Below are 24,300 nucleotides of genomic sequence, written 5' to 3' on the forward strand. Positions count from 1 at the left end.
GAAGCGGCGTGAGGACATCGAAGCGGGGACGACGAGGTCGGCCCTAACCGCCGATGTCCCGGTTGCGGACGTCCTCGAGGGTCTCGCGGCGGACCAGCATCCGGGCCGTGCCCTCGTGGACGGCGATGACCGCGGGGCGGCCCACGAGGTTGTAGCCGGACGCCATGGACAGTTGGTACGCCCCCGCCACCGGTACGGCGAGCAGGTCCCCGGGGTGGATGTCGCCGGGCAGTTCCACGTCGGCCGCGAGGATGTCGCCGGCCTCGCAGTGCCGGCCGACGACCGTGGCCGTACGGGGTCCGGCCGTGGAGCGGCGGCCGATCAGGTGGGGCGCGTAGCGCACCCCGTACAGCGCGGGCCGCGGATTGTCGCTCATACCGCCGTCGACGGCGACGAACACCGTCTCGCCGGTGTGCTTGACGGCGAGCACCCGGTACAGGGCGATTCCGGCCGGCCCCACGATGGCCCGCCCTGGCTCGACGGCGAGACGGGGTACGGCCAGCCCGGCGGCCGCGCAGCCTTCGGCGAGTTCGGCGCGCATCCTGCGCGCGAGTGTCGTGAGGTCGAGGGCGGGTTCGCCGGGCCGGTACGCGATGCCGTGGCCGCCGCCCATGTCCAGCTCGGCCAGGACGACCCCGTGAGCGTCACGGACACGGGCCATCAGTCCGACCATGCGGCGCAGCGCCACCAGATAGGGCTTCACGTCGGAGATCTGGGAGCCGATGTGACAGTGCAGTCCGGTGAGTTCGAGCCGCGACTGACCGAGTACCCGGGAGATGGCGTGCTGTGCGCCCCCGTCGGTCAGGGAGAGACCGAACTTCTGGTCGTCGGTACCGGTACGGATCTTGTCGTGTCCGCCGGCAGAGACGCCCGGCACCACCCGCACCATGACCTTCTGGCGCCCGCGCGGTCCGACGGCGGCCGCGATCCTCGCGATCTCGGACGGGCTGTCGATGACGATCCGCCCCACACCGAGGCGCAGCGCCGCCTCCAGGTCGTGGGGTGACTTGGCATTGCCGTGCAGCACGATGCGGTCGGGCGGGAAGCCGGCGGTGACGGCGAGCTCCATCTCGCCCGCCGAGCACACATCGAGCCCGAGGCCCTCCTCGGCGACCCAGCGCACCATGGCACGGGAGAGGAACGCCTTGGCGGCGTAGAGGACGTCGGCTTCGGGAAACGCGTCCCGATAGGTCCGACAGCGCTCGCGGACCTCGCCCTCGTCCAGGACGTAGACCGGAGTGTCGAACCGCTCGGCGATCTCTGCCAGGGATACTCCGCCGACGGCCGGCCCACCGTGTGCGGGCCGAGTCGTGGACGCGGGCCAGATCGACAGATCATCCGCACCGGCCCGATGCTCGGACAGAGCGGCTGTGACCGCCGTGTGATCCCCCATCAGGCGAGCCGGGCCGCGATCGGGGAGCCCTGCGGTGGTGCAGCCGGTGGAGGCCCCGCGGCGACCGCGGGAGCGGTGAACGTCGGATCGACGGTGAGAACGGATACGCCGAGCGGCTCGGCCATCGCCCGGAGCGCGGACTCGGAGAGCCGGATCCACGGCTGGTCGACGCCGAGCGTGGCGGCCAGACGGTCCGGACCCGTGAAGCCGACGACGGTGCGAGCTCCCAGCGGGGTGCGGAACAGGCGCACCACGACCTCCGCTCCTCCCGGCCGGACCGGCACGTACAGGGGTCCGGCCGGGATCCGTTCCTCAGGCTCGGGATCGTCGTCGTACTGGAACAAACACATGGGGCCCTCCCTGGGGAACCACGAGTGGCAGATGACGCCCCGGGTGCGGGGAGGCGGTCCGGGGCGCGGATTCGAAGCTACCCCCGCATCCCCGTCCCTCCGGCCACCCGTAACGAGACCCTGACGGGGGCGGGCCGAGTCCTGACGGATCACTGACGCCGGAGCGGTGTGGCATCAGAGGCCGGTCATGGTTGCGGATCTCCGTGCCGGAAGGCGTCAACAACCGCACCGCGTCGCCCACCACTGAGCGCGAGGAGACCCATGAGGGGAAACGGCAACGACAACGGCTTCTCCGGAGCAGGACTGCGACGGCTGCGCGAGGTACTGGAAGCGTATGTGGAGTCCCGGAAGATCCCCGGACTCGTCGCCCTGGTCGCCCGGGGCGGCGAGACCCATGTCGAGGCGATCGGGACGATGCGCCATGACGGTGGCTTACCGATGCGCCGGGACACCATCTTCCGGATGGCCTCGACGACCAAGCCGGTCGCGGTCGCCGCGACCATGGTCCTGTTGGACGAGTGTCGACTGAGACTTGACGACCCGACAGACCGCTGGCTGCCGGAACTGGCCGACAGGCAGGTGCTCAAGCGGCCCGACGGCCCGCTGGACGACACCGTACCGGCGCGGCGCCCGATCACCGTACGGGACCTGCTCACGTCCACCTGCGGGCTCGGGCTGGACATGACGGCGATCGGCTCCCCGATGATGAGCGCGTACTTCGAGCAGAGGGTCTACGGGGAGAACGGATGGATGCTGCCGGCCGTGGAGCCGGACGAGTGGATGCGCCGCCTGGGCACGCTTCCGCTGATGTACCAGCCCGGGGAGCGGTGGTTGTACAACGTCGGCGACGACGTGCTCGGGGTGCTGGTGGCCAGGGTCACCGGCCGGTCGTTCGAGGCGTTCCTGCGCGAGCGCATCTTCGATCCGCTGGGCATGAAGGACACCGGCTTCCACGTGCCGGCCGACAAGATCGACCGGCTGCCGCCCCTGTACGCCCCCGATCCGCAGACCGGCGAGTTCACCGTGGAGGACCCGGCCGAGGGGGGACATCACAGCAAACCCCCGGCGTTCCAGTCCGGCGGCGGCGGACTCGACTCCACCGTCGACGACTACCACGCCTACTTCCGGATGCTGCTCGACCGCGGAACCCACGGCACCGAGCGGATCCTGTCCCGACCTGCCGTCGAGCTGATGACCACCAACCGCCTGACGCCCGAGCAGACGGCCGCCCTCCAGGCCTGGGCGCGCGGCGTCGTCCATCTGTCGCACGGTCAGGGGCAGACCGGTGGCTGGGGCTTCGGGATGACGGTGCGCACCTACCGGGGCGACTACGCGCCCATCGGCCAGTTCGGCTGGGACGGCGGAGCCGGCACCACGACCTACGCCGACCCGGACAACGGGCTCGTCGGCATCCTGCTCACCCAGACCGGGATGTCCACCCCGGATTCGGCGCGGGCCATGCAGGACTTCTGGACCACCCTCTACCAGGCGATCGACCACTGACCCGCGTCCCTGGTCGAGGCCGGTCCCGTGGAAGACCGTCGCTGCCGGTGAAAGGCAGGGGCGCCAGGCCGCACGGCGTCGTGCGGTCGACGCTCGGCAGCCTCGGGCCGGCGGCGCTCCTCGGCCGGGCCCTCTTCAGGCCTGTACCTCGGCGTCGGCCGGGGCCCCCGGCTGCGGCAGTTCCGGGGCCGCGGTCTCCCAGGGAGGCGGCGTCCGCGACTCCGTCCACGCGGCCAGGTCGTCCCCGTCGACGCAGACGATGCCGCAGGTCGCGGCGTAGTCCTCGGCCGGAGCGGTGAAGGAGCTGGTGGTCACCACCACGGCCACGTCGGCTTCGTGGACGGCGAAGCAGGTGCCGCCGAAGCGTTGCAGGTCCTGCGAGCCGACCCGGTTGCCGTCGCCGTAGTGCTTGCACTGGACGACGACGCGCAGACCGTCCGCCGTCGTGGCGATCACATCGGCGCCCAGGTCCCCGGCCCCGCCCACGACTTCCACCTGGAGGCAGCCGTCCCGGGCGCACAACGCGGCGATCGCGTGCTCGAATCCGTCGGCGTCGACCGCCGCGTGGTCCAGCGCGTCCGGCCCCAGCTCGGGCACGTCGGCCGGATCCGCCACGGGCCGGGCAGCAGCCGGCGGAACGAGGAGCGCCGTCGTGGCCGACGGATCCGCCGGCACCGGGTACGCCAGTTTCTGCGGATACACGGCCGCCGCGTAAGCCGTCCCCGGAGATGCGGGGGCGCGGCGCCGAACGGGTGCCAGGGCCCACCGGGCCAGCGCCATTCCGGCCACCAGGACGATCACCGTCGCGATCGGCATCACGGGTATGCCGCCACCGGTTCCCGTCCCCACCGTCGTCCGCACGAACACGGCCAGTCCGCCCAGGCAGATGCCCAGGAGCCCGACCGCCAGCACGACGTCCCGCCCCACGGACGCGGCACCGTCGCCCGCGTCGTCCCGACGGCTTCCCGATGTCGCCATCCAGGCACCCTCCCTCGCTGATTCCCCCGGTGGACCCGTACGTCCCTCGTCTGATCACGAATCACGGATCCAAACGGCCCGCGTCCGCGCGGGCGCCGACCGCTACGGCCGTGCGCGGCGTGCCGGGTCGTGCGGGCACGTGGCGCCGACGTCGGCGCCGGCGTCGGACGTCGGGATGCGCATGCGGCGCAGGAGGCCGCGCGTGGTGCGGAGGGTCAACGTGCTCCGCCATGCGATGCCGGGATTGCGTGCCCGCAGGTGCGACAGCGCGCGTGTGTCCAGGCCGGTCGAGCGGAAGACGGCGTCGATGTCGACTCCGGTGATCACGCCCCGCGCGCAGGCGGCGCAGCGGCGGTAGCGGATCTCACCGACCACCTTGCGGACGTGCACCAGGAGCAGTAACCCCTCATCGGCGCCACGGTCGCACGTGGTCTCGCAGGCGACGAACTCGATGTCCCTGTAGGCGAGGATCCTGCCGCGCAACCGCCTGGTGAAAGGGTGCCGGCGCCTCGCCGCGTGGGCCGGGCAGCCCTCGCTGCCGCGGGCGAAGTGGAACAACGTACTCGGGCGTGCGTGCTCTGCGGACATAACGACACGTGTGCCCGGCAGCGGCCGGACGATGCTGCGGTGCGCCGCTCGGCTTCGTCGATGCGTGCACAGGTGGGTACTTCCGCGCCTCGGGGCAGAACCGTCCGCACCGATGGTCGCGTTCATGGAGCGGCCACCCGGGGAAGGCGTGCCGGGGACCCGTACACCCGAGAAGGGACGGACACCATGGCACGACCGAGGATCGTGGTCGTCGGCGCGGGATTCGCCGGCGTCTCCTGCGTACGCCGCCTGGAGCGGACGTTGTCACCCGGGGAGGCGGAGATCCTGCTGGTCACTCCGTTCTCCTACCAGCTCTACCTGCCGCTGCTGCCGCAGGTGGCCTCCGGGGTACTCACCCCCCAGTCCGTGGCGGTGTCGCTGCGCCGCAGCCGCCGCCACCGGACCCGGATCGTGCCCGGCGGGGCCGTGGGCGTCGACACCCGGGCCAAGGTCTGCGTCATCCGGAAGATCACCGGGGAGCTGGTGGACCAGCCGTACGACCACCTGGTGCTCGCACCGGGGAGCGTGACCCGCACCTTCGACATCCCCGGCCTGGCGGAGCACGGCCGCGGCATGAAGACGCTGGCCGAGGCCGCCCATCTGCGCGACCACGTGATCGCCCAGCTCGACCTGGCCGACGCCGCCGCACCGGGCTCGGCGGAACGGGCCTCACGGCTCGGCTTCGTCGTGGTCGGCGGCGGCTACGCGGGTACCGAGACGGCCGCCTCCCTGCAGCGCCTCACCATGAACGCCGTCGGCCGCTACCCCCGGCTGGACCGGCGCGAGATCAGCTGGCACCTCGTGGACGTGGCCCCGAAGTTGATGCCCGAGCTCGGTGACCGGCTGGGCCGGGCAGCCCTCGACGTGCTGCGCCGCCGAGGCATCGAGGTCTCGCTCGGCGCCTCCGTCGCCAAGGCGGGCCCCGAGGACGTCACGCTCACCGACGGGCGCGTACTGCCCTGCCGCACCCTCATCTGGACCGCCGGCGTCGCCGCGAGCCCACTCGTCGCCACGTTGGGCGCCGAGACCGCGAAGAGCGGCCGGCTCGTCGTCGCGCCGGACCTGCGGGTGCCAGGGGCGGACGGCGCGTTCGCACTCGGTGACGCGGCCGCCGTGCCCGACCTCGCCGGCGGCGGGGACGGTACGGTGTGCCCGCCCACCGCGCAGCACGCCGAGCGCCAGGGCCGGGTCGCCGCCGACAACCTGGTCGCCACGCTGCGGGGCACGCCGCTGCGCCCGTACGTCCACAAGGACCTCGGACTCGTCGTGGACCTCGGCGGCCGCGACGGCGTCTCCCGGCCGCTCGGCATCGACCTGCGCGGGATGCCCGCCCAGGCCGTGGCCCGCGGCTACCACTGGGCGGCGCTGCGCACCGGGGCCGCGAAGACCCGGGTGATGACGAACTGGCTCCTGAACGCGGTGGCCGGCGACGACTTCGTCCGGACCGGATTCCAGACGTACAAGCCGGGGACGCTGCGCGACTTCGAGTACACCGACCATTACCTCACCCCGGAGGAGGTACGGGCCCGCACCGCGACCGTCGGAGAGTGACGGCTGGGGAGGCGGGGACCGGCCGGGTGGTCATGCCCAGGCGGTCGGGCCAACCCGGGACCGCGGCTGCGCGGACCGGGTTGGCCCGACCGGTCGGATCTTCCGGTGGGTCGTGCCGGGAGATCACCGGAGGCGACCGGGCCGAGGTTATGAATGGATGACCGGATTTTCCATGAGCATCGACCTCAGGAGCCACACGATGCGCCCCATCAGAGCAGCCTGTCTCGGCACGGCCACTGCGCTGGTCACCCTCCTGGCCTGCGCCCCCGTCGCGGCCGCCGCGGCGGACACCGATTCCGCCCCCGGCAAGCCCCGAGAGCGGATCATCACGCTCACCGGCCGGCTCGCGCAACAGACGCGCTTCCCCGTCAACCCTGGCGGGGCCGCCGCCCAGGGCGATCGGACCGCCTTCCGCTCGGTCCTCTTCGACCAGGAGGGCAACGAGGTCGGCGAGACCGGCGGCACCTGCACCACCACCCGGGTCGAGAACGGCGGAGCGGAGGAGTGCGTCGTGACCTACAACCTCCCGGGCGGCCAACTCTCCGTGCAGGGGATGCTCTTCGGCATTCTCAACCCCGGGCCTCCCCCTTCGTTCGACAACGGGATCACCGGTGGTACCGGGGAATTCGACCGGGCTCGTGGCTGGGTCCACGCCGACACGATCGCTCCGGGCACCAGGCGCTTCACGATTCACCTCGTGTACTGACCGCCCGTGCCTCGCTGCCCGGCCCGGTCGGTAGCGCCGCTGCCGTGATGCCGTGCAGTCCTCCGCCGGCCACCCGGTCCGGCGGAGGAGCACGGCGGAGAGTTCCGGTTCGCGGACCGGTTCGAGGTACGACGTGTCCCGGACGAGTGCGGCGGGGGCCCGGGTCAGGGTGAGCGGGCGCTCCGACGCGGCGGCATCGATCTGCCTCGGCGCCTGCTCTCCGGAACACCGGAGCCGCGGGAATCCTAGAACTCACCGTCGACACCTGTGACGGCCGGAGGTCCCAGCGGTACGTCCTTCGCCGAGACCCCCAGCTCCTCAAGGGCGCCGGCCACCAGGCGGACGGCGTCGTCCTCGGCCGTGGCCCGGTCCGGGGCCTCGACCTCGAGTCGGACGGAGAAGGTCCCGCCCTCGTGGAGCGTCAGCAGCTCCACGTCCTGGGTCTCGCTCAAGTCGGTGTGGTGCGGAATCAGCCTCCTCTTCAGCTCGGAGCGTGCTGCATCGCCCACGTCCCTCAGGAACGTGCCGGGCACGGTGATCACGTAGGTGCTCACTGCTGCCTCCTGTCGTCGGGTAGAGGCCGGGACGTGTGACGGATGCCCCGAGGTCGCGCTTCGAACCCCCTCGAGAGGGACGGGTGGGACGGTCCGACACCGCCGCCCGCTCGGCCCGCCGAACCGCACGCGGTGGACGACCCTCTGCCGACGTGCGCAGACGCGGCGATACTGAAGGGAGGCCGACCGCCCGGCCCGGTCTCTCGTCACTCTGGGTGGTCGTTGCGGGGAATGTCCGCGTGCGGTCCGTTCGGCAGGTCGAAGGGTGGCAGCGATGGACGCACCAGCGCCGGGATCGGGCGAGGTGCCGGAGGACCCGTTCGCGCTGCACAACTCGGCCTCGGCGGTGGTCGACGACCACGGCACGGTCGTCGGCTGGAGCGAGCGCGCACAGGAACACCTCGGCTACCCGCCCGAGGAGGTGCTGGGCCGACCGGCGCTCGGATTCCTGATCGACTCGCGCGATCGGGAGGCGGTCCTGGACGCGGTGGCGACGTGCGAGCGCGAGCGGGGCTGGTCCGGGATCCTGCCCGTCCTGCACCGCAGCGGGCAGCGGGTGGAGCTGCGCTTCCGCGCCCGCGCCGTCATCCGCGCGGGCGCGGCCCGGGAGTGGCTCCTCGTCGTCGCCCCGGCGCAGGAGATGCTCCGATGGGAGACGGACAGGTCGGTCCTGGACGGCCTGTTCCGGCGCTCCCCGATCGGCCTCGCCGTCCACGCCCCCGACCTGGGCATCCTGCGGGTGAACCGGGCGCTGGCCCGCTTCGCGCAACTTCCCACGGCGCAGATGCGGGGGCGACGCATCGGCGACTTCCTTTACGGTCCGGACGTGGAGCCCATCGAGACGCGACTGCGCCGCGTGCTGGAGACGGGTGCCCCGCTGATCTTCACCGAGCAGCCCTGTCGCACGAGGAGTGACCCCGGCCGCGAGCGGTGGGTGTCGGTGTCGGCGTTCCGGATCGAGGACCCGTCCGGAGAGATCCTCGGCGTCACCCAATTGGTCGAGGACGTCACCGACCGCTACCGGGCCCGGCGCCGGCTCGCCCTGCTCAACCGGGCGGGCGCCCGGATCGGGACCACACTGGACCTCGGCCGGACCACCCGGGAGCTGGCCGACGCCGCCGTCCCCGACCTGGCCGACGCCGTCTCGGTGGACCTGCTGGAGGCGGTGGCCGGCGGCGAGGAGACCGCTGGGGAGACGAGCGGACCGGTGCGCAGGATGGCCGTCCATTCGGTCGTGGCGGAAGCACTGCAGGTGATGTACTCCGCCGGCGACGTCTTCCACTTCGACCCCCGTACCCCGCAGGCCAGGTGCCTCGTCGAACAGCAGCCCATCCTCGAACCGGTGCTCCGGAGCAGCCCCGGCTGGTACTTCCAGGATCCGGAGCGCACCCGGCGTGCCTTCGACCTGGGCGCCCACTCACTGATCGTCGTACCGCTGACGGCCCGCGGCCTGCTCCTCGGCATCCTCAGCCTGTGGCGGGCCGAGCGACCCGAGCCCTTCGAGGAGGACGACCTCACGCTCGCGGAGGAATTCGCCTCACGCGCCGCCCTGTGCATCGACAACGCCCGCCGCTACACCCAGCAGCATCAAGCCGCGCTGACCTTGCAGCGCAGCCTGCTGCCGCGGGAGTTGCCCGCAAACAGCGCCGTCGACGTCGCGTACCGTTATCTGCCGGCCGACCCCGCCACCGGCGTCGGCGGCGACTGGTTCGACGTCATCCCCCTGTCCGGAGCCCGTGTCGCCCTCGTCGTCGGCGATGTCGTCGGCCATGGACTGCACGCCGCGGCCACCATGGGCCGCCTGCGCACCGCCGTGCACACCTTGGCCGGCCTCGACTACGCCCCGGACGAGGTCCTCTCCCACCTGGACGACCTGGTCAACCGCCTCGCGGACGAGCAGGAGCCTGCCGACGGAAGCTCGCAGGGCCGACAGATCGTCGGCGCGACCTGCCTCTACGCGGTCTACGATCCCACCTCCCGGCGCTGCACCCTTGCCCGAGCCGGCCACCTGCCGCCCGCCGTGGTCACCTCCGACGGCACGGTGAGCCTGCCCGACCTTCCCCAGGGGCCGCCGCTGGGCCTCGGGGGACTCCCGTTCGAGTCCGCCGAAATGGAACTCCCCGAAGGAAGCCTGCTGGCGCTGTACACGAACGGCCTGGTGGAGGCCCGTGGCCACGACCTCGACGAGGGACTCGAACGGCTGCGAGAAGTACTGTCCCGGCCCAGCCGCTCGCTGGAGGAGACCTGCACGGCGGTGCAGAACGCCCTGCTGCCGGAGCACCCGCGGGACGACGTCGCGCTGCTCCTCGCCCGCACCCGCGTGTTGGCGCCCGAGCAGGTCGCCTCCTGGGAACTGCCCGCCGAGCCGACCGCCGCCGCCCGGGCACGGCACCTGACGCAGGCCACACTGAGCAGGTGGGGCCTGGAAGAAACGGCGTTCACCGCCGAACTGGTCGTCAGCGAACTGGTCACCAACGCCTACCGGTACGGCGGCGGCACGCCGGTGACCCTGCGCATCATCCGCGACCGCGGCCTGATCTGCGAGGTCTCCGACAGCAGCAACACCGCTCCGCACCTACGGCGGGCGCGCACCACGGACGAGGGCGGGCGCGGGCTCTTCCTGGTGGCCCAACTCACCGAACGATGGGGCACCCGCTACACCCGGGACGGCAAGACCGTATGGACGGAGTTCCCCCTGCCCGTGGCGGCGCAGGGGCACTCCGCCGCCACGCCGGACGTGGCGATCACCAAGGGACCTGCCGATAGTCCTTGAGGAGGACGCCGTGGACGGGCGCGCCGGCCTGCCCTTGCACGATGGGGTGGTAGACGCGGGCGGCGCCGTCGACGATGTCCAGCGGCGGGCGCCAGCCGGTGGCGGCGTGCCGTTCCCGGGCGGGCAGGGGCTTCTCATCGGTGACCCAGCCGGTGTCGACACTGCAGGTGTGGATGCCGCGGGTGGCCAGGTCGGCGGCGCTGGTGCGGGTGAGCATGTTCAGGGCGGCTTTGGCCATGTTGGTGTGCGGGTGGTCGCTGGTCTTGTTGCGCACGGTGAACTGGCCTTCCACCGCGGAGACGTTGATGAGGTAGCGGTGAGGGTGCGGGGAGGCGTCGAGAAGAGGCAGCAGGCGGTCGGCGAGCAGGAACGGCGCGACGGCATTGACCAACTGGACCTCCAGCAGCTCGGTCGGGTCGATCTGTCCCAGACGTCGTGTCCATGAGTTGGTCGCGGCGGTCTCGGGCAGCAGGCCCGCCTCGTCGACGGCCTCCCGCGGCAGGGGGACGGCCACCGCGGCGTCAGGCGTGTCCGCGCTACCGGCCAGGGCTTCGGATACTCGCAACCGTGGGGCGAGTTCCGCCGTCCACGGCAGAGGTGTGCTGCGCGGGCCGGGTACGGAGAACCCGGGAGCGGTCCATATCCGTGGCGCGGTGAGCGACGCCGGGAGGGGCGTGGGTTCGGCGGCGGACAGAGCGGTGTACGCCTGGGGGGAGCGGCGTAGGGTTTGGGCCGCGTTGTTGATCAGGACGTCCAGGGGGAGCCCCTGGGAGAGCAAGTGGTCCGTGAACGCGAGAACCTGCCGGGGATCGCGCAGGTCCAGGGCGGCGATCCGCAGCCGGTGCCACCACCGCTCGGCGTCGGGGGCCGCGGCGAACCGACGCACCGTGTCCTGGGGGAAGCGGCTGGTCACGGTGAGTTCGGCGCCGTCCCGAAGAAGCATCAGCGCGACCTGGTGGCCGATCTTGACGCGCCCGCCGGTCAGCAGCGCACGACGACCGGTGAGGTCGGTGCGGGTCGTGCGGCGGGCGAGGTTCTCGTCGGCGCATTCGGGACACAGCAGGTGGTAGAAGTCGTGTACCTGCCGGTAGTGGTTCTTACAGACGTAGCAGCGTTGCGGGCGGTTCAGCAGCGGTGACGGCCCGTCATTTTCCGGCGTACGGTCCGGCAGCCGGCGCGTCGCGGACGCTCCGGGGCGGAGCTGAACGTATGCGCCGACCGTCAGGCCCCGCTCCTGCGCGGTACGGGCGGACAGGGGGGCGTCCATGACACGGTCGGGGGCGCCCATCGCGGTGGCGGCGAGCAGCTTCGCGTCGGCGGCGGCCCGTGCCGCGCGTGCCTCGGCACGGCGTCGAAGTCGGCCGTCGCGGACGAGTTCGCCGGCAGCCTGTTCCAGCAGGCTGCGCTGAGCATCGTCCACGGGTAGCTGCTGTGCCTGGCGGATCAGGTCCAGGCAGTTCTGAATGCGCTCGCTGTCCATGGGGTGCCTTAGGTGTGATGGGTCGTTCGTGGCTCTCGCGTCCCCTGGGCGGCGTTCGGCGCACATGGCAGACCGGGCCACGTGGAGCGAAGGGCAGCCGCGCGCGCCGGTGGGGACGAGGAAGAGGTGCTCACGGCGGACGCGCAGCACGGGGGCCGCGTCCGAGGTGGTGATCAGAATAGGTCGCAGGCGGGAAAATCGGATGCCCTTTTCGGCCCGGTCCCACCGGACCGAGCACAGCACGGCGCAGCACAGCACCGCACGGCCTGGACGGGGACCACGGCTGGGGTGTCAGTGCGCTGAAGTATCCTTCCGGCCACCGCACACCGACTCGGAGGACCTAGAGAATTGTCTGGCCTGTCTGCTTTCCCGCTGCCCTTTCAAACATCCCGTTCCCTGGCGTTCGCGACACCCCGAACGCTGCGGGAACTCCAGATGATGCAGTGCAGCGCACACATTCGGGCCAAGCCGGGGTGGTTCGACAAGATGAACGACGCCGCCGTCGTCGCCCGGTGGACGCAAGAAGCGGTCGCCCAGGGCCTCACCGAGGCGCAGGTCCGTTACGTACTCGCCGAACTCGCGCATTACGCCGCCCTGCGGGACGAACGAACCGGCATCGAGGTGTCGGCCGCGGACGGGGTGTGGCAGTCGGACACACTGATCGACGACAAGCTCAGGACCCGGCTCCGCGAGGCGGTTCAGGTGCTGGAGCAGGTCCCCGAAGCCGAACAGGACTGGCATCCCGGTTCCGACGGCCAGGTTCTGGATCTGGTTCATCCCTCACTGTTCTGCCTGGTGCGAGAGGCGAGCGGCGCACCCGAGCGGGCTTGGCGGAACCCGACGGACCGTTATTCGAAGTACGAGTTCTCGGAGCGGTTCCAGTGGCTGCCCACGGACGTCGACGTCAGTGACGACGGCGATGTCACCTTCCGTTCGTACGTCAACAACGTCCACCCCGAGAATCACCGCGAACTTGCAGCCGTCCTGCCGGACATGTTCGCGCGCATGCGCCCGCTGCTGGAGAACGTACTCACCGATCTGCGCCACCCACGGCCCGTGCGGATCCAGGCCGATCCCTACGGGTGGTACGACTCGGAACCGGAGTACCCGGACAAGTCCTCCTACAGCGATGCCGAGGCCTACAAGGCAGCGCTCAGCGCATGGGAACAGGCCCAGGACGAATGGTGGGAGAACCGCAGCCCGGTCATCCCGGACGCCCCGGACTTCACCGCACCCGAGGTGCCCGACACATCCGCCCGGGTCGACCTGCGCGGCCGCCGGCTCCAGGTCATCGTCAAGCTCGCCACCATTCGACTCACCCCGGACAAGCCCGAGTACCCCGGCGGATCCTGGCACGTCGAGGGGATGCTGAACGAGCGGATCGTCTCGACCGGGATCTACTACTGGGACAGCGAGAACATCACCGAAAGCCGGCTCGGTTTCCGGGCGGCACTCGACGACCCGAACTACGAACAGAACGACGACAACGGTCTGCGTGAGGTCTACGGGCTGGAGGACGAGGACGCGCTGAACCAGCCACTGGGATCGACGGCGACCCCGGCGGGCCGCTGCCTGGCATTCCCGAACGTCCTGCAACACCGCGTCGGCGAATTCAGCCTCGCGGACGCCGGCCGCCCGGGCCATCGCAAGATTCTCGCGTTCTTCCTGGTCGACCCGTCGGAAAGGATCGTCTCGACATCCGACGTGCCTCCGCAGCAGCCGTGGTCCGACACCTCGACCATGACGCTCGAACAGGCGAAGACCTACCGCGAACAGCTCATGCAGGAACGCAAGTTCTTCGTGGACGAACACAATGAGCAGCTCTACGAACGGGAATTCTCCCTCTGCGAGCACTGAAGCCGCGCGCCCACCGACACAGCCGCCGGGGCCCGTCGAAAGGGGCTCCGGCAGGCGTGTCCTGTCGTACCTGCGGCAGCCCGGGAACGACAGGACCGGACGCGGGGTCGGACCCAGGACCGGCTGGGGCCGGCAACGCCTGCTCGGCGCTACCGGCCCTCGCGTAGGTCCTGGCGGCGGGGAAAACTAGGCCGTCTCTTCCGGATCTTGCCGGGCCCGGCCCGCCCGGCACGGCACCTCGCCGCGTTGTCGGGGCACCCGAGTACGTCCGGTACACGGGCGCCCCTCCGCCTTGCGAGGCACCGCACCGGACGACCCGGGCCCACCCGACAAGATCCGAAAGAGACGGCCTAGCCGGGGAAGGAGAAGTAGAGCGTGTCGCTGTAGAAGGAGGCGAAGTGTGCCTGCCAGTCGGTGCGGAGCGAGGCGAGCCAGTCGTCGTTCCCGCCGGCGATCGCCGTCTCGGCCTGGGCGACGGCGGCGGGGATCTCGTGGGAGACCAGGCGCTGCACGGCCGACACCGGATCGTCGTCCGTGACGGAGACCATCTCTCCGGTCTCCAGGACGAAGTACTTCGCCCGCTGCTTGTCCAGATGGGCGACGGTCTTGTCGACGCACTCGGCGAACTCGGAGTCGTCCTCGAGTCCCTGACCGACCACACGCAGGAGTTGGCCGAGCAGCTCGGCACCCTTGGCGTAGTCCGCCGCGATGCCGATCTGCGGGCTCCAGATCATCGACTGGGTGATCGTCGTCTCGTATCCGACCATGAGCTTGTGGGCGAGCGGGATGTCCCATCTGTGCTCGGATATGCACCGGATGGCCTGGGGATTGTCGACCTCGGTCGGCTTGGAGTCCGCGGCGTAGAGATATGAACGGTTTGCCATGGCGGCGACCCTAACAGCGCGGACCGACACCACCCGGCAGCGTCCGCGCTCGCGCCCACCAGGCGCGGGACCGTACGATCGCAGGCGTGCGTCATTCCTTCCTCCACCGCGGTCGTCGTCTGTCCTACCTCGACTTCGGCGGTCCCGGCCGGCCCGTGGTGGCCCTGCACGGCCACTACAACGAGGCCGCCGTGTTCGCCCCCTTGGCCGCCGCACTCTCCCCGGGTCGGCGGGTGTTGGCGCTGGACCAGCGCGGGCACGGGGAATCCGATCGCGCAGCGTCCTACGGCCGCGACGACTACGTCGAGGACCTGGCTGCGTTCCACGACCACCTCGGTCTCGGCCCACTGCCGGTGCTGGGGCACTCCCTGGGCGGGGTCAACGCCTACCAGTTCGCCGCCCGCCACCCCGAACGCGTCGCCGCCCTGGTCGTCGAGGACATCGGCGCCGTCGTCGACGTCGACACCGCCTTCACCCGCCGGCTGCCCGGGCCACAACCCACCCGTGAATCCCTGGCTGAAGCTCTCGGCGCCGCCGCACCCTACCTGGAGTGTTCCTTCCGACTCAGTCACCACGGGTGGGGGTTCTCCTTCGACGCCGACGACACCCTCGCCTCCCAACAAGCCCTCACCGGCGACCACTGGGCCGACTGGACCGCCCTGACCTGTCCCACTCTCCTCGTCCACGGAACCCACAGCGACGAGATCACCCCCGAGCACGCCCGCGAGATGCAGGCCCGCCACCCAGGCCTCGTCCACCGCGTCGAACTCGCCACGGGACACGTCGTCCACCACGACGCCCCGGACGACTTCGCGAACGCCGTCCGCGCCTTCCTCGCCGATCCGCTCGCCGTGGCGCCCAGCAGGTCCACAGCCGGACGATCTGATCGAGGAGGCCGACGACGGTGATGCGGGGGCCACGATCCCGGAGATGCCGTCGAGACCGGTCGGCCATCGACCGGTCGGACATCGACCGGTCGGACATCGCTCCGGCAGGCATCGTTCCCCGAAGGCGATGACCTCGGGGGAGTGGTGTGGATCACGGCAACGCATCGGGCTCGGGCGGCGACTGAGGGGTACAAGGTCAGCCGAGCGAAAGGCCCACCCCGAATGACAGCTCCTGGACGCCACCGCCTCACCCGTAGGCGCTTCACCGCGTCGGGCGGCGCGGTCGCGGACTGGAGACCTCCGCGGCCGAAGGGCCGGTCTCCCTCGGACGGGCGGCGGATGCGGGCGTACCGACCGCCTCCGGTGGTCTCGCCGGACGTGCCGTCCCCGCTCCGTGAAGGGAGGCCGTCCGGACATGGCTGCTACCGTCACCGCGCCACGGCATGACATGGGCACACCGAACGGAGGGACGCACATGGTCCCCGTCCAGGAGATCCACGCCGACGCCGCCGTCGAGTTCCACACCTTCTTCGAACGGCACCACGCCGAACTCTCCCGTCTGGCCTGCATGCTCATCGGGGAGCCGGACGCGGCCGACGACCTGGCCGCGGATGCCCTCGTCGCGGTATGGCACCGATGGGACCGGGTTCGCGGCTCCGACCACCCCCTCGCCTACGCCCGCGGAATCGTCGCCAACATGGCCCGTACGCGGATCCGTGCGGCGGTGCGCGAGCGCAGACGCGTCGCTCTCTTCTGGTCGAACGGCTCCGAGGAGGTCGAGGCACCGGACGTCGCCGCCGCGCTGGACGTACGAACGGCCCTGGCCAGGTTGCCGTTTCGAAAACGGGCCTGTGTCGTACTGCGTCATGCCCTGGACCTGTCGGAGAAGGACACGGCACTCGCCCTCGGCATCTCGGTGGGTACGGTGAAGAGCCAGACCTCCAAAGGCATGGCGGAACTGCAGCGGCTGCTCGGCCCGCGGGTCGTCGGAGAACTGGCGGGAGGCAGGCACCGGTGAACGACGTGTCAGCGCAACTGCGGGAAGCCGCACAGGCTCACGAGCCCGACCGCGAGCGAATGCTCGCGCGCGTGCAACGTGGCATGGCCGCAGCCGCTACCGAGGTCCCCCACGCCCGGCGGAACACCCGGGCGGTCGCCTGGGGCCGCATCACCCTCGCCACGCTCGCCGTCGGCGCCACCATCGTCGCCGGAGCCTTCACCGTCGCCTCCGCCCAGAAGGACGAGGGGCGGGCCCGCCAGGTGGCGACGGCGCCCGACGGCAGCGATGCCTTGAGCGCCGAGAGCGGGCCCCTGTGGTCCGACGGCTCCGTCGACCCGCACAGCAACACCTACTGGGCCCAGAGCAACATCACCCTCCAGAACGGCGAACCGCTCGCCGCCCTCACCCTCGAGGTCCGTATCACCCAGACCGGCGGCGTGGCGACCACCGGCACCTGGCAGACGCTGCCGGGGGACGACTTCGAGGCCACCGTCCACCGAAGCGACACTGCGACGGTCTACCGGTGGACCCTGAAGGCCGGTAGAACCGTCCCGGCCGGCCGCCACGTCTTCGCCGGCCAGTACAACCACGCCCCGGGTGGCCGGGACGCGGGGCAGGACACCTACGAGGCGACGGCCACCACGGCCGCGGGCGCCCCGTACGAGGTCGGGGGCGCGTTCTGACCGGTCGCCACCCGGCCCCGGAGGCTCCCCCGAGCACACCCCGCGCCCCGCCCTCGACGACGCGCACGGTCTCCAACGGCGGCGCCCACGCCGACAATCCGCTGGACTTCCAGGAGTTCATGATCGCCCCGATCGGCGCGGACACCTTCGCGGAAGCCGTCCGGATGGGCTCCGAGGTCTTCCACACGCTCCGTCGCGATCTGCTGGCCGCCGGGCACTCCACCGGCGTCGGGGACGAAGGCGGCTTCGCGCCCGCACTGCGTACCGCCGAGGAGGCGCTCGACTTCATCATGGCGGCCGTCGAGCGCACCGGTTACCGGCCCGGCACGGACATCGGCCTCGTCATGGACCCGGCCTCGTCGGAGTTCTTCCGCGACGGTACGTACGTGTACACGGGCGAGGGCGTGCGCCGTACGCCCACCGAACACGCCGACCACCTCGCCAAGCTGATCGACGCGTACCCGATCGTCTCCATCGAGGACCCCATGGCCGAGGACGACCTGGACGGCTGGCGGGAGCTGACCGCCCGGGTCGGCGACCGCTGCCAGCTCACCGGCGACGACGTGTTCTGCACCGACGAGAACCTGCTGCGCGAGGGCATCCGCACCGGTGTCGGCAACTCGGTCCTGGTCAAGGTCAACCAGATCGGCACCCTGACCGAGGCCCTCGCCACGGTCGCCACCGCGCACCGAGCGGGCTGGACCGTCGTCATGTCGCACCGTTCCGGCGAGACGGAGGACACCACCATCGCGGACCTGGCGGTGGCGACTGGCTGCGGCCAGATCAAGACGGGCTCGCTGTCCCGATCCGACCGTACGGCGAAGTACAACCAGCTCATCAGGATCGAGGAGGAACTGGGTGCGTCCGCGCGGTACGCGGGCGGAGCGGCGCTGAACCGTCCCTGAGGGCCGTGTCCCTCCACACCCCGGACGACGGCCTCGTCGCAGGCGATCCCCGGGGGCGTACCCGCCGCCGTGTTCGTCCTCCACAACGTGATCCGCTCTTTGGCGTCCAGGACCACCGCGGACACGCCCAGCACGTCCAGCCCGCGGCCTCCCGCCGGGTGGGGCGCGCATCACCCAGAAGCGCATCTGTGGCGTATTCAGTCGATGAAACGAGCATGTGCCACCTTATGTGCGAAGTTTCTGTCGCGCATGCGAGACGCTGGTCCGCGAGCGGCAAGCGGCGGATTGGACCTGACGTACGGGCATGCATTCGGCCGCGGCGGAAAGCCGCAGGGTATGAAGCCCACCGATCTGCCGAAACGATCCTGGCGCGCCGTGCTGCGCGGCACGGCGAGGGAGTTCAAGAACGACGAGCTGGCCGACCGCGCGGCGGCCCTGACCTACTACGGGGTGCTGGCACTCTTCCCCGCCCTCCTCGTCCTCGTGTCCCTGCTGGGCATCGCAGGTGAGTCGACGACGCAGCGGGTACTGGACAACCTGCGGAGACTGGCGCCCGGCTCCGTCCGGGACGTGATCGGCGACGCCGTCACGCAACTGCAGGGCCGCAGCGGGATCGGCTCACTGGTCGCCGTCGTCGGCCTGGTCGTCGCCCTGTGGTCCGCGTCCGGCTATGTCGCAGCCTTCATCCGTGCCTCGAACGCCGTCTACGACGTGCCCGAGGGCCGGTCGATGTGGAAGATCCTTCCGCTTCGCCTGGCACTGACCGTCACGCTCATGCTCCTGGCGTGTGCGAGCGCACTGATCGTGGTCTTCAGCGGGGGCCTGGCCCGGAGGGCCGGCGAGGCGCTCGGTGTCGGCGACAGCGGGCTCACCGCGTGGTCGATCGCGAAGTGGCCGGTTCTGGTCCTCCTCGTCACGATCATGATCGCGTTGTTGTACTGGGCCGCCCCGAACGCCAAGGGGCGCGGCTTCGCATGGGTCACCCCCGGCAGCTTCATGGCCCTGGCGATCTGGATGATCGCCTCGGCCGGCTTCGCCGTCTACGTCGCGAACTTCGCGTCCTACAACAAGACGTACGGCACGGTCGCGGGCGTGATCGTCTTCCTGGTGTGGCTGTGGATCACCAACCTCGCCATCCTCCTCGGGCTGGAGTTCGACGCGGAACTGACCCGCCAACGGGCGATCGCGGGCGGGCTGCCCGCGCACGAGGAGCCGTACGTGCGGCCCCGCGACACCAAGGCTTGGAGCGACGAGGACCGTCGCCGGATGGAGGCATCCTCCCTCCCTTTCGGCGGTCGGGAACCAGAGGCATCCGATCGACCTGAGAACGAGGTGGAGAACAGTGACCACGATCGAACAGAGGAGTCGCCCCGCCGATGATTCGGTGGGCGTGCTGATCTCGCGGGCGTCCCAGCAGATCTCGGAGCTGGTGCACCAGGAGATGCAGCTCGCGCGCGTGGAGATGACGCGGAAGTCGAAGCGGTACGGGACGGGCGGAGGCCTGTTCGGCGGAGCCGGACTCCTCGGCGTCCTGGCGGCCCAGGCCCTGGTGGTGGCGGGGATCGCCGCCCTGGCCCTGGTGCTTCCCGTCTGGGCCTCGGCCCTGATCATCACCGCCGTCCTGGCCGCGAGCGCCGCCGTGGTGGCGATGGCGGGCAAGAAGCAGATCACGAAGGCCGGCACACCGGCGCCCGAACAGACGATGGAGAGCCTCAGGGCCGACGTCGCCGCGATCAGGGAGAAGGCACACCGATGACCAGCCAGTCCCGCGACGAACCCGCCCCCCGACAACCCACCGCCGACGAACCCTCTCCCGAGGAACTGCGGGCACGGATCGAGCACACCCGAGACCAACTCGGCCGCACCGTCGAAGCGCTGGCCGCCAAGGCCGACGTCAAGGCGCAGGCCACGGAGAAGGCCGCCCTGGTCACAGGACAGATCCGGGGCAGGGTCGAACACGTGGCGCACCTGGCGGCGGAGAAGACACCCGACCCCGTCCTCGACAAGGCGGGCCGGGCCGCACTGCTCACGGTCGGCGCTGCGCTGATCGTGTTCCTGCTGGTGCGGGGCAACCGGAGGAGGCACCGGTGAAGGCGTCGGCGATCGCGTACAAGCCGGTCGGGTTGGCGTTGGGCGCCGTCAGCGGCGCACTCGCCGGACTGGTGTTCAAGCAGGTCTGGAAGCTGGTCGAAGGGGCGGACGACGCTCCCGCGGCGACCGACGAGGACCGCTCCTGGCGGGAGATCCTGATCGCCGCGGCCCTGCAGGGCGCGATCTTCGCGGCCGTCAAGGCTGCCGTCGACCGCTCCGGTGCGGTAGCGACGCGGCGCGTCACGGGCACATGGCCCGGCTGACCGAGGCCGTGTCGGCAGTGGGTCGGCGGTGAACCGCTGCCAGGCCGACCGGTCTGGCAGCGGTCCTTGTGAGGCCGTGGCGTCAGTGCTCCCGCCCGGGACGGCGCCGCTCACGTGCGGGCTCGCCGCCGGTACCCGGCCGGTCCAGGCGGCTGGCCTCGTCCGTGTCCGCCGCCCGTACGGTCGGTTCGTCCTTGGGGGAGGCCTTGGGGCCGGGTGCGGTGCGGGGTGTCCCGCGACGTCGCTGCTCGTCGTGGTCGTGGTCGTGGTGGTGGAGCGGGGCGCCGCCGGCGCCGCCTTGGTCTTCCATGGCGGAAACCTCCTGTGCTGTGCGTCGGGTCCCCCAAGCGGCGGCTGCCCGCACCCTGCCACCGGAAACCCGCACACCCGGACGGCCGCCCCGGCCGCCCCGCACGGCGCGCCGTCGGCCGCGGCGAGGTCACGGGCCGAGGTCACGGGTCCGAGGGCGTTGCGGGGCCCGTGGCGCGCCGGGCACCGGCCGGTCGCGGTAGGCGATGTGCCCGCCCGAGCACCGCTGACCGCCACGGCTCCCCGTCCGGCCGGCGACCACAGGCGGCCGCCTCGACAGGTAGCCGCCCCTGGACCACCCTCCTGCGGCGTCCTCAGTCCGGACACCGGATGCTGTGCAGGAACCCGTCGATGTCCCAGGACTCGGACCCACGGGCCACCAACCCGTAGGACTGCTCGAGAAAGCAGCTCACCTGCGCCGCGTCGACGACCAGCACCGCGGACTCGTACCCGGCCGGTGTGTCTCCCCACAACTGCATGACCAGCGTGCGATGCCCGCCCGCCCACCGGGGGCGGAGGCTGATGTCGCCCTCTCCCACGGGCCGGCGCACCCCTTCGGCCAGCATGTCCCGCTCGAAGTGCCACGGGGTGGGATGCCCGGCGTCCAGCATGAAGTCGAACCGGACCGCGTAGGGGTCGGATGTGTCGTAGACGGCCCGCGTCGGTACCGGCAGGAGGCTGTCGGCCACGGCGAGGTGAGTCGAAATCGTGTCGGAGAGCGAGGACGGCAAGGTGACCTCCACAAGACAACAGGTGACCGGCCGCGCGTACCCGCCGAACACGTCTGGCATTCTGCGTCACCCGTGTGAATCTTGACCCGGTCAGGTGTGCATGCGGCTCGACGGTCACGGCTCGCTTGCCGTCCTTCGCGGTTTCGAAGTCGCCCACCACGCTGACGGGGTCCCGGGAGATGGCCGTTCGCCGATGTCGCCGGGTGCGCCGCGGTTTTCACCCGCCCATCACAGTCAGCGACAGAAATGCCGCGAGATGTGACGCCATGCGTGAGTTCGGTGAGCGAGAGACTTCAGCCGCGTCCTCGGAGCAGTCGCCGTCATGGGCGACATGCAGGACAAGCGCCAGGAATCGGGCAAGGGCCGTGAGGAACAGGAGCGCCCTCGCTCGGACCGGGACCCGATCCGCTCCGGCACAGGCCATGAAGGGGCACGGCGCAGGAGCCCCGAAGAGCGCGAGCGGGACGAGACGACGCGTGAGCGCGGTGAGGACGAGATGCGCGACGAAGACGGCTACACGGCTTCGTCGCCCGGCCCGAGGGCGCCCCAGGCCAGCGGCGCCCAGTTGTGGGCTCCCGAAGTGGCCGTGCCGGGCGAGCCGACCGTGGCGCAGGGGTGGGGCTTCGCCCTCGCCGGGGTGAAGGAGATCCTCCCGAGCCGCGAGACCTGAGCGGAGGGGTGAGGGGCACAGGCCCGGACGGCGTTCTCACCGTGTCCCCGGCGACGTATCGGCCGGATTCGCCCGGCGCGGCAGCCTCTCGTGGAGCAGCCGGCCGACGAGCGCGCCGCCGAAGACGACCACGCCGATGGCGACGAGCCAGGTCTGGATGACGAGGACGGTTCCGAAGGGGCCGTAGGTGACGGCACTGGAGGCGATCAGCGGTGAGAAGACGAGACGGGAGAAGATCCGGAGGCCGAGCAGTCCGAGCATGGTGGCCACGGCCCCGGGGAGGAGGGCGATCCAGCCGACCCGGCCGGCGAGCAGCAGCCGCTGGGACCACCAGAAGAACAGGGTGCCGATCAGGAACGTCACACCGCCGCGGGCGGGGGAGTCCCGCCACGGCGGGGAGATCGCCGACAGGTAGAGCACGCCGACCAGCACGGCGAGCCACAGCGCGTGCCGCCACGGGGCCCACCAGCGAGCCGGGGACAGGTCCCAGACCTGCTCGTAGCCGCTCTGCAGCACGGTCCCGAAGGACAGGCCGAACACGGCCAGCAGCGCCAGGCCGAAAGCCGTCGTGGTCCGCCACGCCTGACCGGGCAGGGCGAACAGCCGCTCGATCTCCGACCTGGCCGGCGTCGATACGCCGAGCCCGTCCCCGAGCCACTGCGCGAACCCCCGCCCGTCGGCGGCGTCCGCCGCGGCGACGACGATCAGCAGCGGTACGAGTGTCAGGAACCCGAGCGCGGCGAAACCCAGCGCGCGTTGCCACAGCCCCAGCTCCCGCACGTGGGCCCAACGGCGGCCGGCCCGCGCGCGGCGGAACGTGCTGCGCATCCGGCCGACGGGCGACAGCCGCCCGGTCGTCGCCGGCGGGCCGCGATCAGGGGAAGTCGGGTCGACGGGCATGGCCGCTCCAGCTGCTGCCCTCCCCACGGTAGGCCGTTCGGGTCGGTCCCTCCACCGAGCGGAGCAGGAAGCACTTGGCGAGGAAGGGTTTCGAAAGGGCCGATGGCGGCTAGGCGCTGGGTATGGTGCTGATCGGATGCGCGTGGAGCGTCCTGGGCGCGGCGGCGCAGGCGACCTCCCGTATCCCGCTGATGACATGCGTGACCTGCCCGACGTTCCGCTTCCACCCCGCGGTCGTCGCGCAGAAGGCGGCGACCGTGCAGATCCTGTCCGAGGGCCGCTTCCGGCCGGGACTCGGCTCGGGCGAGAACCTCAACGAGCACATAGTCGGCGCGGGCCGGCCCGCCGCCCAGGTACTCCTGGACGTGCTGGAGGCGGCTGTCGACATCAGCCGGCGGATGTTCACCGGCGAGTACGTGAGCCACCACGGCGCGCACGCCCTGCTTCGCCGGGCGCCAGGCCGTCTGGTCAACGCCGAACCTCCGGGCCCGGACAGTTTCGAACTCCCGCCCGCCCTTCGGAAGCTGTGAAGGAGGCCCCGCCATGGACCGCGCCGCACTCTTCGACGTCGACGGAACCCTCGCGGACACCAACCACCTCCACGTCACCTGCTGGTGGGAAGCCCTGCGCCAGGCGGGACACCATGTGCCCATGCACGCCGTACACCGTGCGATCGGCCTACCCGGCGAGGATCTCCTCTCCCATCTCCTGGGCGAGCAGCGGGACCACTCCGAGGACGACCGGCTGAGCGCCGCCCACGACACCCTCTACGCCACGTACTTTCCAAGGCTCCGCGCCTTCGACGCGGCCGCCGACCTCCTGCGGACGTTGTCGGACGCCGGGTGGAAGGTCCTGCTGGTCACCTCGGCCAAGGAAAGGGAGCTGGGCGCACTGCGCGAGGCCATCGGCGCGGACGACGCGCTCACCGCCACCGCGACCTCCGACGACGTCGAGCAGGGCAAACCCGCGCCCGACCCCGTCCGGCACGCCCTCGATCTGGCAGGGGCACCGGCCGACCGTGCGGTGTTCGTCGGCGACTCCGTCTGGGACATGAAGGCCGCCGCCCGCGCCGGCGTGAGCGCGATCGGCCTGCTCTGCGGAGGGATCCCCCGCGCGGACCTGGAGCACGCGGGGGCCGCCGCGACGTACCGCGACCCGGCAGACCTGCTGGCCCGCCTCGGCGACAGCCCGTTCTCCCGCGTGCCCGCCCGCTGAGGGAGTGTCGGACGAGGGTGACGTCGACG

At 71.3% G+C, this 24,300-nt stretch carries 25 protein-coding genes and 1 pseudogene; 16 read left to right on the forward strand and 10 right to left on the reverse strand.

Annotated features, from left to right (window positions below):
- Positions 1-43: 43 nt before the first annotated feature.
- A complete protein-coding gene (lysA, locus tag AB8A24_RS00260; protein WP_369474117.1) occupies positions 44-1,393 on the reverse strand; it encodes a diaminopimelate decarboxylase in 1,350 nt (449 codons plus the stop codon).
- Positions 1,393-1,743 carry an SAV_915 family protein gene (locus tag AB8A24_RS00265; protein ID WP_369474119.1) on the reverse strand — a complete coding sequence of 117 codons (351 nt, stop codon included), beginning with the start codon at positions 1,741-1,743 and terminating at the stop codon, positions 1,393-1,395. The genes lysA and AB8A24_RS00265 overlap by 1 nt, the downstream gene beginning before the upstream one ends.
- 261 nt (positions 1,744-2,004) lie before the next feature.
- Between AB8A24_RS00265 and AB8A24_RS00270 the strand changes: the two genes are divergently transcribed.
- Positions 2,005-3,246 (forward strand): serine hydrolase domain-containing protein, encoded by a 1,242-nt coding sequence (locus AB8A24_RS00270; RefSeq protein ID WP_369474121.1) that lies wholly within the window; start codon positions 2,005-2,007, stop codon positions 3,244-3,246.
- Between the two features lie 135 nt (positions 3,247-3,381).
- Here the strand turns inward: AB8A24_RS00270 and AB8A24_RS00275 are convergent, their stop codons facing one another.
- Both AB8A24_RS00275 and AB8A24_RS00280 read right to left on the reverse strand, forming a co-directional pair.
- Positions 3,382-4,224, reverse strand: a complete 843-nt coding sequence (locus tag AB8A24_RS00275) for a restriction endonuclease (protein WP_369474123.1) — start codon at positions 4,222-4,224, stop codon at positions 3,382-3,384.
- A 102-nt stretch (positions 4,225-4,326) separates the two neighbouring features.
- The gene (locus tag AB8A24_RS00280) at positions 4,327-4,812 is read right to left on the reverse strand and encodes a hypothetical protein (protein ID WP_369474125.1); all 486 of its coding nucleotides are present in this window, start codon (positions 4,810-4,812) and stop codon (positions 4,327-4,329) included.
- 186 nt (positions 4,813-4,998) lie between these two features.
- On the opposite strand from AB8A24_RS00280, the gene AB8A24_RS00285 reads away from it, so the two are divergent.
- Entirely contained in the window at positions 4,999-6,363 is a 1,365-nt protein-coding gene (locus AB8A24_RS00285; protein ID WP_328960409.1) for an NAD(P)/FAD-dependent oxidoreductase, read from the forward strand.
- 199 nt (positions 6,364-6,562) lie between these two features.
- On the forward strand, positions 6,563-7,069 hold the full coding sequence (locus AB8A24_RS00290) for a hypothetical protein (RefSeq protein WP_328960408.1): 507 nt from the start codon (positions 6,563-6,565) through the stop codon (positions 7,067-7,069).
- Between the two features lie 245 nt (positions 7,070-7,314).
- Here the strand turns inward: AB8A24_RS00290 and AB8A24_RS00295 are convergent, their stop codons facing one another.
- Positions 7,315-7,623, reverse strand: a complete 309-nt coding sequence (locus AB8A24_RS00295) for a hypothetical protein (RefSeq protein ID WP_328960407.1) — start codon at positions 7,621-7,623, stop codon at positions 7,315-7,317.
- 274 nt (positions 7,624-7,897) lie between these two features.
- On the opposite strand from AB8A24_RS00295, the gene AB8A24_RS00300 reads away from it, so the two are divergent.
- Positions 7,898-10,396, forward strand: coding sequence for a SpoIIE family protein phosphatase (locus AB8A24_RS00300; protein WP_369474128.1), 2,499 nt, complete (start codon positions 7,898-7,900; stop codon positions 10,394-10,396).
- Here the strand turns inward: AB8A24_RS00300 and AB8A24_RS00305 are convergent.
- Positions 10,368-11,876: an SDR family NAD(P)-dependent oxidoreductase gene (locus AB8A24_RS00305; protein WP_328960405.1), complete on the reverse strand. Its 1,509-nt coding sequence runs from the start codon at positions 11,874-11,876 to the stop codon at positions 10,368-10,370. The two genes, AB8A24_RS00300 and AB8A24_RS00305, sit on opposite strands and share 29 nt — an antisense overlap.
- Positions 11,877-12,224: 348 nt before the next feature.
- Between AB8A24_RS00305 and AB8A24_RS00310 the strand changes: the two genes are divergently transcribed.
- Positions 12,225-13,733, forward strand: coding sequence for a DUF4246 domain-containing protein (locus AB8A24_RS00310; RefSeq protein ID WP_328960404.1), 1,509 nt, complete (start codon positions 12,225-12,227; stop codon positions 13,731-13,733).
- Between the two features lie 350 nt (positions 13,734-14,083).
- Here AB8A24_RS00310 and AB8A24_RS00315 read toward each other — a convergent pair whose 3' ends face one another.
- Positions 14,084-14,617: a hypothetical protein gene (locus tag AB8A24_RS00315; RefSeq protein WP_369474131.1), complete on the reverse strand. Its 534-nt coding sequence runs from the start codon at positions 14,615-14,617 to the stop codon at positions 14,084-14,086.
- An 86-nt stretch (positions 14,618-14,703) separates the two neighbouring features.
- Between AB8A24_RS00315 and AB8A24_RS00320 the strand changes: the two genes are divergently transcribed.
- From AB8A24_RS00320 to AB8A24_RS00355, 8 genes are all read left to right on the forward strand, one after another.
- Positions 14,704-15,525 (forward strand): alpha/beta fold hydrolase, encoded by an 822-nt coding sequence (locus tag AB8A24_RS00320; protein ID WP_369474133.1) that lies wholly within the window; start codon positions 14,704-14,706, stop codon positions 15,523-15,525.
- 454 nt (positions 15,526-15,979) lie between these two features.
- The gene (locus AB8A24_RS00325) at positions 15,980-16,522 is read left to right on the forward strand and encodes a SigE family RNA polymerase sigma factor (protein WP_328965784.1); all 543 of its coding nucleotides are present in this window, start codon (positions 15,980-15,982) and stop codon (positions 16,520-16,522) included.
- 83 nt (positions 16,523-16,605) lie between these two features.
- On the forward strand, positions 16,606-17,187 hold the full coding sequence (locus AB8A24_RS00330) for a hypothetical protein (RefSeq protein ID WP_328960401.1): 582 nt from the start codon (positions 16,606-16,608) through the stop codon (positions 17,185-17,187).
- Positions 17,184-18,092, forward strand: a complete 909-nt coding sequence (locus AB8A24_RS00335; RefSeq protein WP_328965783.1) for a phosphopyruvate hydratase — start codon at positions 17,184-17,186, stop codon at positions 18,090-18,092. The genes AB8A24_RS00330 and AB8A24_RS00335 overlap by 4 nt, the downstream gene beginning before the upstream one ends.
- Before the next feature lie 336 nt (positions 18,093-18,428).
- Positions 18,429-19,472, forward strand: coding sequence for a YihY/virulence factor BrkB family protein (locus AB8A24_RS00340; RefSeq protein WP_328960400.1), 1,044 nt, complete (start codon positions 18,429-18,431; stop codon positions 19,470-19,472).
- Entirely contained in the window at positions 19,435-19,848 is a 414-nt protein-coding gene (locus AB8A24_RS00345) for a phage holin family protein (RefSeq protein ID WP_369474136.1), read from the forward strand. The genes AB8A24_RS00340 and AB8A24_RS00345 overlap by 38 nt, the downstream gene beginning before the upstream one ends.
- Entirely contained in the window at positions 19,845-20,183 is a 339-nt protein-coding gene (locus AB8A24_RS00350) for a DUF3618 domain-containing protein (protein WP_328960398.1), read from the forward strand. Before AB8A24_RS00345 ends, AB8A24_RS00350 begins: the two co-directional genes overlap by 4 nt.
- Positions 20,180-20,446 (forward strand): DUF4235 domain-containing protein, encoded by a 267-nt coding sequence (locus tag AB8A24_RS00355; RefSeq protein WP_328960397.1) that lies wholly within the window; start codon positions 20,180-20,182, stop codon positions 20,444-20,446. Before AB8A24_RS00350 ends, AB8A24_RS00355 begins: the two co-directional genes overlap by 4 nt.
- 82 nt (positions 20,447-20,528) lie before the next feature.
- Here the strand turns inward: AB8A24_RS00355 and AB8A24_RS00360 are convergent, their stop codons facing one another.
- Positions 20,529-20,756, reverse strand: coding sequence for a hypothetical protein (locus AB8A24_RS00360; protein ID WP_369474139.1), 228 nt, complete (start codon positions 20,754-20,756; stop codon positions 20,529-20,531).
- Between the two features lie 313 nt (positions 20,757-21,069).
- Complete coding sequence (locus AB8A24_RS00365) at positions 21,070-21,444, reverse strand: SsgA family sporulation/cell division regulator (RefSeq protein ID WP_328960395.1); 375 nt, start codon at positions 21,442-21,444, stop codon at positions 21,070-21,072.
- 364 nt (positions 21,445-21,808) lie between these two features.
- Between AB8A24_RS00365 and AB8A24_RS00370 the strand changes: the two genes are divergently transcribed.
- A complete protein-coding gene (locus AB8A24_RS00370; RefSeq protein WP_369474141.1) occupies positions 21,809-22,156 on the forward strand; it encodes a hypothetical protein in 348 nt (115 codons plus the stop codon).
- A 36-nt stretch (positions 22,157-22,192) separates the two neighbouring features.
- On the opposite strand, the gene AB8A24_RS00375 is transcribed toward AB8A24_RS00370, so the two are convergent.
- Positions 22,193-22,984 carry a ribonuclease BN gene (locus tag AB8A24_RS00375; protein WP_369474142.1) on the reverse strand — a complete coding sequence of 264 codons (792 nt, stop codon included), beginning with the start codon at positions 22,982-22,984 and terminating at the stop codon, positions 22,193-22,195.
- A 212-nt stretch (positions 22,985-23,196) separates the two neighbouring features.
- Between AB8A24_RS00375 and AB8A24_RS00380 the strand changes: the two are divergent.
- Both AB8A24_RS00380 and AB8A24_RS00385 read left to right on the forward strand, forming a co-directional pair.
- Positions 23,197-23,511 (forward strand): annotated as a pseudogene (locus AB8A24_RS00380) (LLM class flavin-dependent oxidoreductase); the annotation flags it as partial.
- Positions 23,512-23,599: 88 nt separating this feature from the next.
- The gene (locus AB8A24_RS00385) at positions 23,600-24,271 is read left to right on the forward strand and encodes an HAD family hydrolase (RefSeq protein WP_328960394.1); all 672 of its coding nucleotides are present in this window, start codon (positions 23,600-23,602) and stop codon (positions 24,269-24,271) included.
- Positions 24,272-24,300: the final 29 nt, after the last annotated feature.

It is taken from the genome of Streptomyces sp. BF23-19, from assembly GCF_041106355.1.
Classification (GTDB): domain Bacteria; phylum Actinomycetota; class Actinomycetes; order Streptomycetales; family Streptomycetaceae; genus Streptomyces; species Streptomyces virginiae_A.

Bases quoted from the DNA above. Each gene is read 5' to 3' on its own strand.
- lysA (WP_369474117.1), bottom strand. From the start codon at position 1,393: ATGGGGGATCACACGGCGGTCACAGCCGCTCTGTCCGAGCATCGGGCC.
- AB8A24_RS00265 (WP_369474119.1), bottom strand. From the start codon at position 1,743: ATGTGTTTGTTCCAGTACGACGACGATCCCGAGCCTGAGGAACGGATC.
- AB8A24_RS00270 (WP_369474121.1), top strand. From the start codon at position 2,005: ATGAGGGGAAACGGCAACGACAACGGCTTCTCCGGAGCAGGACTGCGA.
- AB8A24_RS00275 (WP_369474123.1), bottom strand. From the start codon at position 4,224: ATGGCGACATCGGGAAGCCGTCGGGACGACGCGGGCGACGGTGCCGCG.
- AB8A24_RS00280 (WP_369474125.1), bottom strand. From the start codon at position 4,812: ATGTCCGCAGAGCACGCACGCCCGAGTACGTTGTTCCACTTCGCCCGC.
- AB8A24_RS00285 (WP_328960409.1), top strand. From the start codon at position 4,999: ATGGCACGACCGAGGATCGTGGTCGTCGGCGCGGGATTCGCCGGCGTC.
- AB8A24_RS00290 (WP_328960408.1), top strand. From the start codon at position 6,563: ATGCGCCCCATCAGAGCAGCCTGTCTCGGCACGGCCACTGCGCTGGTC.
- AB8A24_RS00300 (WP_369474128.1), top strand. From the start codon at position 7,898: ATGGACGCACCAGCGCCGGGATCGGGCGAGGTGCCGGAGGACCCGTTC.
- AB8A24_RS00305 (WP_328960405.1), bottom strand. From the start codon at position 11,876: ATGGACAGCGAGCGCATTCAGAACTGCCTGGACCTGATCCGCCAGGCA.
- AB8A24_RS00315 (WP_369474131.1), bottom strand. From the start codon at position 14,617: ATGGCAAACCGTTCATATCTCTACGCCGCGGACTCCAAGCCGACCGAG.
- AB8A24_RS00325 (WP_328965784.1), top strand. From the start codon at position 15,980: ATGGTCCCCGTCCAGGAGATCCACGCCGACGCCGCCGTCGAGTTCCAC.
- AB8A24_RS00330 (WP_328960401.1), top strand. From the start codon at position 16,606: ATGGCCGCAGCCGCTACCGAGGTCCCCCACGCCCGGCGGAACACCCGG.
- AB8A24_RS00340 (WP_328960400.1), top strand. From the start codon at position 18,429: ATGAAGCCCACCGATCTGCCGAAACGATCCTGGCGCGCCGTGCTGCGC.
- AB8A24_RS00350 (WP_328960398.1), top strand. From the start codon at position 19,845: ATGACCAGCCAGTCCCGCGACGAACCCGCCCCCCGACAACCCACCGCC.
- AB8A24_RS00360 (WP_369474139.1), bottom strand. From the start codon at position 20,756: ATGGAAGACCAAGGCGGCGCCGGCGGCGCCCCGCTCCACCACCACGAC.
- AB8A24_RS00370 (WP_369474141.1), top strand. From the start codon at position 21,809: ATGGGCGACATGCAGGACAAGCGCCAGGAATCGGGCAAGGGCCGTGAG.
- AB8A24_RS00375 (WP_369474142.1), bottom strand. From the start codon at position 22,984: ATGCGCAGCACGTTCCGCCGCGCGCGGGCCGGCCGCCGTTGGGCCCAC.
- AB8A24_RS00385 (WP_328960394.1), top strand. From the start codon at position 23,600: ATGGACCGCGCCGCACTCTTCGACGTCGACGGAACCCTCGCGGACACC.